The organism is Cellulomonas citrea, assembly GCF_009829685.1.
In the GTDB taxonomy this organism is placed as follows: domain Bacteria; phylum Actinomycetota; class Actinomycetes; order Actinomycetales; family Cellulomonadaceae; genus Cellulomonas; species Cellulomonas citrea.
In genome coordinates this window covers 1-10,883 of sequence record NZ_VWSD01000105.1, presented here as the reverse complement: position 1 = coordinate 10,883, position 10,883 = coordinate 1, and the positions used below count along the sequence as shown (strand labels likewise).

General features: G+C 74.7%; 4 protein-coding genes and 1 pseudogene. All 5 read left to right on the top strand.

Annotated features, from left to right (window positions below):
* Positions 1-461: pseudogene (locus F2B26_RS11540) on the top strand (serine/threonine-protein kinase); the annotation flags it as partial.
* The gene (locus F2B26_RS11535) at positions 458-6,589 is read left to right on the top strand and encodes a fibronectin type III domain-containing protein (protein ID WP_235929628.1); all 6,132 of its coding nucleotides are present in this window, start codon (positions 458-460) and stop codon (positions 6,587-6,589) included. The pseudogene F2B26_RS11540 and the gene F2B26_RS11535, both read left to right, overlap by 4 nt.
* A 16-nt stretch (positions 6,590-6,605) precedes the next feature.
* The gene (locus F2B26_RS11530; RefSeq protein WP_159809501.1) at positions 6,606-7,562 is read left to right on the top strand and encodes an AAA family ATPase; all 957 of its coding nucleotides are present in this window, start codon (positions 6,606-6,608) and stop codon (positions 7,560-7,562) included.
* Between the two features lie 3 nt (positions 7,563-7,565).
* Positions 7,566-8,714: a DUF58 domain-containing protein gene (locus F2B26_RS11525; RefSeq protein ID WP_159809499.1), complete on the top strand. Its 1,149-nt coding sequence runs from the start codon at positions 7,566-7,568 to the stop codon at positions 8,712-8,714.
* Positions 8,715-8,745: 31 nt separating this feature from the next.
* A partial coding sequence (locus F2B26_RS11520) for a transglutaminase TgpA family protein (protein ID WP_159809497.1) occupies positions 8,746-10,883 on the top strand: 2,138 nt, incomplete at its 3' end.

The window sequence follows — 10,883 nt, the reverse complement described above, 5'->3', positions numbered from 1 at the left end:
CCGCAGCCGACGAGGCCTCCGGTGCCCCGGCTCGACCGCGGTCGAGCCGGGGTGTGCGCTGGCTCGTCGGCGCGGGTGCGGTGGTCCTCGTGGCGGCGGTCACGGTAGGGCTGGCCGAGGCGGTGCACCGGGACGCCGGTGGCGCGCCGTCCTCACCCGCCGCGTTCGTGCCGCCGCCGGCCTCGGTCGACTCGGTGGTGCCGGCGCCCACCGACCTGGCGGGGCAGCGGCAGGCCGACGGGTCGGTCGTCTTCACCTGGCACAACCCGGACCCGCAGCCCGGTGACGGCTACCTGTGGGGCCTGCTGAGCCTCACCCAGGCGCCGCAGCTGGCGCTCGTCGACGTCGCTCAGGTGAGCGTGCCGTCGGCCAAGGCCGTCGGCCAGACCTGCGTCGAGGTGTCGGTGCGACGGGCGGACGGGCGGTACTCGCCCACCCCCGCGAAGGGCTGCGTGCCGTGAGGGTGCGCTGGAACCGGCGACGCGGGTCGTTCGCCGCCGCGGTGACCGTCCCGGCGCTCGTCGTGACGCTCGCGGTGCTGCAGGACGGTTTCCCGGTGGCCCGCCTCGACCTGGACGACGGCGGGGTGTGGCTCACCTCGGCGTCGTCCATGGCGCTCGGGCGCTACAACGTGCCGGTCGAGGAGCTCGACGGGGGGCTGGCGGCCACCGGCTCGGTGCTCGACGTCGCTCAGGACGGCTCCCAGGTGCTGCTGGTCGAGCCGGCCACGATCTCCCTGGTCGACACGGCGAACGTGGCGGTGAGCACCCGGGTCCCGGTCACCACGGGGGACACCGTGGCGATGGCCGGTGGCACAGTGCTGGTGACGAGCCGCGACGGCGGGGTGTGGCTGCGCACGGTCGACGGTCTGGCCGGTCTGGACGTCGCCACCGGCAGCCCCGACCTGGCGCTCGGGGCGGGTGGCGCGGCGGTCGTCGCCCAGGACGGGACGGTGCTCACGGCGACGGCGTCGGGGGCCACCTCGACGCTACGGCCGGCGGCCGGCGGTGCCAGCCAGACCGCGGGCGGGCCGCTGCACGGCAGCGTGACTGCGGTCGACCAGCTCACCGCCGTCGGCGACGAGCCGGTGGTGCTCGACGGACACACCGTGCGCACCCGGTCGGGGCAGGTCGAGCTCGACGGGGACCACCTCACGCTCCAGCAGCCCGGACCGGCGGCCGACTCGGTGCTCGTCGCATCGGCCGACGCCCTCTACGAGGTCCCGCTCGACGGTGGCCGGCCGATCGAGCACCGGACCTCGGGGTCGGGTCGCCCGGCCGCCCCGGTGCGGGTCGGGGCCTGCGGCTACGCCGCCTGGGCGAGCGCGACCGGCAACTGGATGCGGCTGTGCGGCAGCACGCTGACCGACGCCGACCGGGAGGGCGTCACCTCGGCCGACACCCTCGTCTTTCGGGTGAACCGGGGCAGGGTGGTGCTCAACGACGTCGCCACCGGGCGGGCCTGGCTGCCGCAGGACCCGCGCGTCAGGGTGCCGGACTGGAAGCAGATCACCCCCCAGCAGACCGACACCACCCCGGACGAGAACGACGGCACCCAGGTCACGCAGGCGCAGTCGGCGCAGTGCTCCCAGGAGGGCGCACCGCCGAGCGCCGCCGACGACACCTTCGGGGTGCGCCCGGGGCGCACCACGGTGCTGCCCGTGCTCGACAACGACTCGACCTCCGACTGCGGCATCCTCGTCATCTCGTCGGTCGACCCGCTGCCACCCGCCTTCGGCACCCTCCAGGTGGTGCAGGGCGGTCGTGCCCTCCAGGTCCAGCTGGCGGACGGCGCGTCCGGCGAGGCGTCGTTCACCTACACGGTGACGGACCGCCCGGGGACCCGGGCGCCGGCCACCGCCACCGTGCACCTCAAGGTCCGGGACGCCGGGCAGAACGAGCCGCCGCACCAGGTGCGCACCTCGACCGTCCAGGTGGAGCAGGGCGGCAGCCTCGACCAGGACGTGCTCTCCGACTTCAGCGACCCGGACGGCGACGCCCTCGTGCTCGTGGGCGCGAGCATGGACCCCACCTACGGGACCGTGACCACGCGCAGCGACGGCACGCTCACGGTGCACGCCGGTGGGCTGACCGGGAACACCGTGGTCACCGTGCAGGTGAGCGACGGGATCGGTGACCCCGTGAGCGGCACGGTGGACGTCCAGGTCCGCGACCCCGGCTCGCTGGTCCCGCAGATCGACCCGGTGCACGCCGTCGGGTACGTCAACCAGGCCGTCGTGGTGTCCCCGCTCAAGGCCGTGCGCTCGGTCACCGCCGAACCGGCCCGGCTGGCCGGGGTCGGTGACGTGCCCGGCGCGACCATCACGCCGAACCTGCTGGGCGGCACCTTCAGCTTCACGGCGACCCGGGCCGGCACCTACTACGTGAGCTTCACGGTGGTGGCCTCGCCGACGCAGGCCACCGGGTGGGCGCGCATCGACGTCGAGGAGTACCCCGACCAGGTGCGGCCGCCGGTCGCGATGGCCGACCGTGCGCTGCTGCCGGCCGGCGGGTCGGTGACCGTCGACCCGTTGGCCAACGACGAGGACCCGAACAACCTCGTGCTCGTGCTGCAGGACGTCACCGTGCCGGACGGTTCGGGGCTGCACGTCGCCGTCATCGAGCACCACCTGGTGCAGATCACTGCCGACCGGGTGCTTGACCGTCCGGTGAGCGTCCCCTACACGGTGTCGAACGGCGCGAGCGCGGCGGTCGGCTCGATCCTCGTGCAGTCGGTGACGGCACCGGCGATCAGCCAGCCACCTGTCGTCCCGGACGTCGAGGCCACCGTCCGCACCGGTGCCGTGGTGACGATCGCGGCCCTCGACGGGGCGTACGACCCCGGGGGCGGCGACCTCACGCTCAGCCGGACCCTGCCGGAGCCGCTCGCGGCCGACCAGGGCCTGCTCTTCGTCTCCGGCGACGTGCTGCGGTACCAGGCGCCGGCGACGCCGATGACGGTGTCCACGGTGTTCCAGGTGACCAACTCCGCCGGGGTGTCCACCGCGGCGCGGCTCACCGTCCGGGTGCACGCCTCCGACGCGGCGACCAAGGTCGCGCCGACCCCGCAGCCGGTCGTCGCCCGGGTCTTCGAGTCCGAGACGGTGCGCATCCCCATCCCGTTGCACGGCATCGACGCCGACGGTGACGGCGTCACGCTGCTCGGCCTGGGCGACAACGCCCCCCAGCTGGGCATCGTCACCGCGGTGGGCGCCGACTACCTGGAGTACCGGGCGCTGCCGGGGACGTCCGGGACCGACAAGTTCACCTACGCGGTCGAGGACTGGACCGGTCAGCGGGCGGTGGGCCAGGTCCGGGTGGGCATCAGCCCGCGGCCCACGACGGTCGCGACGGTCGTGGCACGCGACGACGCGGTGACCGTTGCCCCGGGGCGCACCGTCGAGGTGCGGGTGCTGGCCAACGACGTGGACTCCGGCGGCGGCGACCTGCAGCTCGTCGACTCCCTGGCGCTGTCCGGTGACACCGGATCGGGTCCGGACGCCGCCCAGGCGAGCGTGCAGGGCACCCGGGTGGTGGTGCGTGCGCCGCCCGACCCGGGTGTGCTCTCGGTGCTGTACACGGCCCGCAACGCCCGCGGGGGCCAGGACAGCGCGGTGCTCACCGTCACGGTCGCCGCGAACGCGCCGGTCCTTCCGCCGATCGCGCAGGACGTCGTGGTCCCGGCCACCGAGACCATCGGCCGCACCCAGGTGGACGTCGACGTGCTGGCGGTCGCGCAGAACCCGAGCGGCCCCCTCGACGAGCTGCGGGTCGTGGTCCCGAGCACCGCCGCGGCGGTCGCGCGCGTCGTCGGCGGCAAGGTCGAGGTCACGCTCGCCGACCAGGCCCAGACCCTGCCGTACCAGCTGGTCAACAGCCGCGACCCCAGCGCGTCGTCCTACGCGTTCATCACCGTGCCGGCGCTCGGCTTCTTCCCGCCGGCCCCGCGGCCGAAGGCACCCGCGTTGCGCGTCGCCTCGGGCGCCGAGCTGCGCATCCCGCTCGACACGCAGGTCCAGGTCGCCCCCGGGCGGACGGCGTCGATCGCCGACGCCACCAAGGTCACCGCGACCCGCTCGGACGGCTCGTCGCTCGTGGTCGACCCCAGCACCCTGCGGTTCGTCTCGGCGGCCGGGTACGCCGGACCGGCGTCGATCACCGTGCCGGTCACCGACTCGACCGGTCCCGGGGACGCCGACGCCAGGCAGTCGACCCTCACGTTGTCGATCACCGTGTACGCGACCGACGAGCACCCGCCGACCTTCACCCCGTCGACCGTCGAGGTGGGGCCCGGGGAGACGCCGCTCACCGTCGACCTCACGGCGTTCATGCGGACCCCGGAGGGTGACGTCCCGAAGGCGGGGGACTACGGGTACAAGCTCACCGACGCGGTGCCCGCCGGGTTCACGGTGACGCTGTCGGGCTCGGTGCTCAGGGTCGGGGCCGCCGCGACGACGGCGAGAGGTACCGCCGGGACGCTGTCGCTGGCGATCAGCTATGGCACGTCGGGATCGTTGCCGGTGACGCTGCCGCTCGTGGTGCGGGCGAGCACCCGTCCGCTGGCCCGCGTGCAGGACCAGGCGCTGAGCGACGGCGTGGCCGGTCGGGACCGGAGCGTGCGGGTGCTCGACGGCGCCTTCAACCCGTTCGCGGACCAGGGCGGCTCGCTCGTCGTCGTGAGCGCCACCGTCGAGACCGCGGGGGCGGGTTCGGCGAGCACCGACGGCAGCAGCGTGACCGTGCACCCCGCGGGTGACTTCGTCGGCACGATGGTCACCAGGTTCCGGGTCCGTGACATGACGATGGACGCCGACCGCGAGGTCGAGGGCCGGGTGGAGCTGCGGGTGAGCACGTTGCCGGACGCGCCGGCCGCCCCGCACGCCCAGGAGCTGCGCGACCAGGCGGTCGTGCTCGCCTGGTCGGCCCCGGGTGACGGCGGCTCACCCGTTCTCGGCTACCGGGTGGTGGCCGACCCGGGTGGGGTCACGACCGCCTGCGCGACGACGGTGTGCACCATCGGCGGGCTCACCAACGGCACCGACTACACCTTCACGGTCGCGGCGCAGAACGCGGTGGGCTGGTCCCCGGCGAGCGCCCCGTCCGCGTCCGCCCGTCCCGACGCGGTCCCCGACCCGCCCGACGCGCCCGCTCTGACCACGGGGAACGCTTCGGTGAGCGCGACCTGGCAGGCACCGGCCAACCACGGGTCGGCGATCGTCTCCTACCAGGTGGAGATCTCACCGGCACCGGCCAGCCCGGACGACCCGGCGGTCCAGCAGGCGACGAGCACCTCGGCGACGTTCACCGGGTTGCAGAACGGCCAAGCCTACAGCGTGCGGGTGCGCGCGCTCAACCGTTCGCCCGTCCCGGGAGGCTGGAGCCCCTGGTCGGCCACTGCGGTCCCGTCCGCGGTCCCGTCGGCGCCGACCGACCTGACCGCGAGCCGGGTCGACACACCGGCCGGCGGGCAGATCGCCGTGTCGTGGACACCGGCCGCCAGCAACGGGTCTCCGCTGCTCGGCTACACCCTGACGATCAGCGGCGGGGGGCTGGACGCGACCGAGCACCTGGACGCGGGTGCCACGGGCTATGCGTTGCTCGGTGCCGCGAACGGGGTGCCGTACACCTTCACGCTGGTGGCCTCGAACGCTCGCGGTGTCTCGCCGCCTGCCACGACGTCCGCCTCGACCTTCGGGGTGCCCGGGTCGGCCTCCAACGTCGTCGTCGTCGGGTCGCAGACGGCGAGCCCACCCGGGCAGGCGACCGCGACCGTGCGGTGGGGTGCCGCCGACCCGAACGGGTCACCGATCACCACCTACCGGCTCACCTACAACGGTGTCACCGTGGAGCCCGGCGACGTGCGCTCGACCACCATCACCGGCCTGCCCGGCGGGCATCCGGTCACCGTCCAGGTCCAGGCGTGCAACGCCGCGGGCTGCGGTGCCGTGGTCGCCGGAACCAGCCGGACCACCCCGCTCACCGTGCCGAGCGCGCCGCAGTCCGTCGCGGTCCAGGTGACCGGGGTCAGCGACGCCGGGCTCGTCACGTCGGCCGCGGTGAGCTGGCAGCCGCCGGCCGACTGGGGCCAGGCACAGGCAGGTGACTACGTCGTGACGCTGGCGGCGGACGGGGTGCAGATCGGCTCGGTGACCGCCGCGGGGACCTCGACGACCCTGTCGGTGCCGGCCCGGGCGACCCAGGGCAAGGACAGGGCGACCTTCACCGCCACGGTGGTGGCCCGCTCAGCCGTCGGGTCGGGGGATGCCGCCACCGGGTCGGTGCTGTGGCAGGCCACGTTGCCCGCACCGGACTGGGTGACGGCGTGGCGGTCGAACAGCGGACCCGGCACCCACGTCCTCGTGGGCGCCACGTGGGCGGCGGTCACCGGGCAGGTCGACCACTACGAGGTCCAGGCCTCCGTCGGTGGGGGCGCCTGGTCGACGGTCGCGACCGTCACGGGCACCCAGCTGGACCAGGCCGACCTGGGAGCGATCGCGACCGGCACCTCGATCGGGGTGCAGGTTCGTGCCGTGTCACCGGGCGGCCTGCCCGGGGACTGGAAGGCGGCTGCGACCATGGTGGCCCCATGACCGAGGAGCAGGACCGATGACCCCCGAGCAGTGCACATGGTTCGCGCAGACGTTCGACGCGCTCGTCGCCAACGTCTCCCAGGTGGTCCTGGGCAAGGACCATGCGGTGCGTCTGGTGCTCACCGCGATGCTCGCCGAGGGCCACGTGCTGCTCGAGGACGCCCCGGGCACCGGCAAGACGTCCCTGGCCAAGGCGGTCGCCGCCACCGTGCAGGGCAGCCACCACCGCATCCAGTTCACCCCGGACCTGCTGCCCTCGGACGTCACCGGGGTCACCATCTACGACCAGGGCACCCGTCGGTTCGAGTTCCACCCCGGCCCGGTGTTCGCCTCCGTGGTGCTGGCCGACGAGATCAACCGGGCGAGCCCCAAGACGCAGGCGGCGCTGCTCGAGGTGATGGAGGAGGCCAACGTCACGGTCGACGGGGTGACCCATCCGGTCGGGCGGCCGTTCATGGTGATCGCGACCCAGAACCCCATCGAGCAGGCCGGCACCTACCGGCTCCCGGAGGCCCAGCTCGACCGGTTCCTGCTCAAGACCTCGCTCGGCTACCCCGACCGCGCCTCCGCCCTGACGATCCTGGCCGGTGCCCGTGACCGCACGATCGGGCTCACGCCGAAGATCTCGACCGAGTCGGTCGGCACGATGGCGGACCTCGCGCTCGAGGTGCACGTGGACGCCGCTGTGCTCGACTACGTGGCACGGCTGACCGAGGCCACGCGTGACGACCCGCAGACGCTGCTCGGGTCCAGCGTGCGCGGCGGGCTCGCCCTGGTGCGCTGTGCGAAGGTGTGGGCCGCCTCCCAGGGCCGGGCCTACGTGGTGCCCGACGACGTCAAGCAGCTGGCGCGCCCCGTGCTGTCGCACCGGCTCATCGTGGAGCCCGAGGCCGAGTTCGCGGGTGTCACCGGTGAGCAGGTCCTCGACCGGGTGCTCGGCTCGGTCGCGCCGCCGGTCCTGCGGACCTCCTGACCGATGGGGGTCCGGGTCTCGGCCGTGGGCTGGGTGGTGGCCGTGCTGGCCGTCGCCGGGCTCGTCGCGGGTCGGCTGCTCGGCTGGGGCGAGCTGGCCGGCCTCGGCGTCGTGGGGGCGGTGGTGCTGGGGGCCGGCGCGGCGATGTCGTTCGGGCGCTCGCGGTTCGAGGTGCAGCTCGACCTCGCCGACCACCGGGTGCACGTCGGGCAGCGTGCGCTGGGTCGGCTCGTGGTGGTCAACGCGGGGTCGCACAGGTCGTTGGGCGCCCGGCTGGAGGTGCCGGTCGGCCCGGTCACGGCCGAGCTCGCGCTGCCCTCGTTGGCGGCCAGCGCCGGCTGGGAGGAGGTGTTCGCGGTCCCCACCGCGCACCGGGGGGTGGTCGTGGTCGGTCCCGTGCGGGTCCGCCGCGGTGACCCGTTCGGGCTGGTGAGCCGGGGACGGGTGTGGACGCAGTCGGTCGAGCTGTTCATCCACCCGCGGGTGGTCACGTTCGGGGCTGCGCGTGCGGGTCTGCTGCGCGACCTGGAGGGGCAGGCCACACGTGACCTGTCGGACTCGGACATGTCGTTCCACGCCCTGCGGGACTACGTGGCGGGCGACGACCGCCGGATGATCCACTGGCGCACCTCGGCGCGGGTCGGCACCCTCATGGTGCGTCAGTTCGAGGACACCCGGCGCACCCGGACGACGGTCGCGCTGGCGACCGCGGACCGCGACTTCGCCGACGACGAGGAGTTCGAGCTCGCGGTCGCGGTGGCCGCGTCGCTCGCGGTGCACGTGGTGCGTGAGGAGCGGGAGCTCACCTTCCTGGCAGGGGCGCGGCGGATCGGCCCGCGCACACCGGCCGCGCTGCTCGACGACTGCTGCCGCATCACGCGGGAGCAGGACGGCGACCGGGCGCTCGACCTGCCGCAGCGGATCGCGGCGGAGCCGCCGACGTCCTCGGTGGCCTTCCTGGTGGTGGGGTCGCGCACCTCGCTGGCCGAGCTGCGACCCGCGCTGCGCCACGTCCCGACGGGGATGCGGGTGGTCGCGCTGCGCTGCGCTCCCGGGGAGCCGGTCCAGGTGCAGCGCCAGGGTCTGGTGAGCCTGGCCAGTCTCGGTGCGCTCGACGACCTGCCGGCGCTGGTGCGTCGGGTCGACTCATGAGCCGTGTCGTGCGGCGCCCGCAGGAGGGCGCGTGAGCAGCCGCCGTCCCCGCCAGGCCGCGCTCGACGTGGCCGTGCTCTCGGGCGCCCTCGTGCTGGCGCTCTCACCGCTGCCGGTCGTGTTCGGTGGCACGGTCGCGCTGCCTGCACTGGGTCTGGGGCTGCTCGCCGGCACCGTGCTCGGGCTGCTCGCGGGCTGGCGTGGCTGGACGGCTCTCACGGTGACGGCGCTCACGCTGGTGCTCGCGCTGCTCGGGGGCGGCCCGTTGGTGGGCGCTTCGGCGCTGCCCACGCCCGGGGGGCTGCGCACGGTGGCGCGGTCGTTGGTGACCTGCTGGTCGGACGTGCTCACGCTGAGTCCGCCCACGGGTCGGGTGGGCGACGTGCTGCTGGCTCCGTACCTGCTGGCCCTGGTGGGTTCGGTCACGGCCGTCGCCGTGACGTTGCGGGCGCGTCGGCCGGCGGTCGGTGCGCTGGCGGCGCTGGTGCCGGTCGTGGTGCTCGTCGTGTCGGTGCTGCTGGGCACCGCCGAGCCGCCGGTCCGGCCCGCCGTCGCGGGCACCGCGATGGGGGTCCTGCTGCTCGTGTGGGCGTCCGCCCGGGCGGGGACGCTCGGGGTGCGCCGACGCGTCGCCGGGTCGGTGGTGACCGTGCTGGCCCTGGTCGCGGGGGTCGCGCTGGCCCCGGCGGTGACGGCTGGCACCGGTCGCTTCGTGCTGCGCAACGAGCTGACCCCGCCGTTCGACCCAGCGGAGCACGCGAGTCCGCTGTCGGCGTTCCGCTCGTTCGTCAAGGCCGACGACGAGGTGCTCTTCACCGTCACCGGGCTGCCTGCGGGGGCCCGGGTGCGTCTGGCGACCCTGGACCGCTACGACGGCACGGTCTGGAACGTGGCGGGTGGGCAGGCCGCCGAGGGGTCGGGGGAGTTCCGCCGGGTCGGCGACACCATCGACACGAGCGCCGCCGGCGAGCACGCCCGGATGACGTTCACCATCGAGGGGCTCAGCGGCGTGTGGCTGCCCACGGTGGGCCAGGCGCAGTCGTTCCGGGCGGACGGGTCGACGGGCGACGAGCTGCGCTACAACGACGCGACGGGCGCCGCGGTGCTCACCGGCGGGGTCACGAAGGGCACCACCTACACGGTCGACGCCGTGGTGCCGCCCACCGAGGTCCCGGACGACGTCGTCGGGGACGCGTCGTCGGCCGATGTGGTGCTGCCGCGTGACTCGGGGGTGCCCACCGTCATCCAGGCGCAGGCCCTGCAGGTGGCCCGGGACGCCGGTCGCCCGGTGCAGCAGGCCCGTGCGCTGGCGAGCTGGCTCACGCAGACGGGCTACTTCAGCCACGGTCTCACCGACGACGGCGACTACCCATCGTTGGCCGGTCACGGTGCGGCGCGGATGACCCAGCTCCTGCAGTCCTCGCCGATGGTCGGCGACGGCGAGCAGTACGCCTCGGCCCTGGCGCTCATGGCGCGGTCGTTGCACCTCAAGGCCCGGGTGGTCATCGGGTTCGTCCCCGGGGCCGGCGACGCGGCGACGGCGGCCACCGCGAAGGCCGCGCCCACCGACGGTGCGGTGCAGGTGCGCGCCAAGGACGTGCAGGCCTGGGTCGAGGTGGCTTTCGCCGGTCACGGCTGGGTGGCGTTCGACGCGACGCCGCCGACCACCCGGACGCCCGCGCAGGACCAGCAGGACGCCCCGTCGAAGCCTCAGCCGCAGGTGATCCAGCCGCCGTTGCCGGCGCAGGACCCGGTGACGTCGCCGCAGGACGACGCCGAGCAGCCGCAGACGGACGCCCCGCCGGACGGTGCGGGTGTGCCGGGCTGGCTGCGGGTCGTGGCATGGGGTGGCGTCGGCCTGCTGGGCCTGCTGGTGCTCGCCTCGCCGCTGCTCGTCGTGCTCGGCCTCAAGGCGCGGCGACATACCCGCCGACGGCGCGCGGACCGGTCCCGGGTCGCGGTCGCCGGGGCCTGGGACGAGCTGGTCGACACCGCGCGGGACCTGCGGGTGGACCCCTCGCCGGCAGCGACCCGTCCCGAGTGCGCACGGGAGCTCGCCGCTGCGCTCGTGGCGGTGGTGCCGGCGTCGTCGGCTACCCGGCGTCGTCCGTCCCGGCACGCCCTGGCGGGGGCGGTGGCCTCCAGCGGCTCGGACGGCCCGGTCGTGGT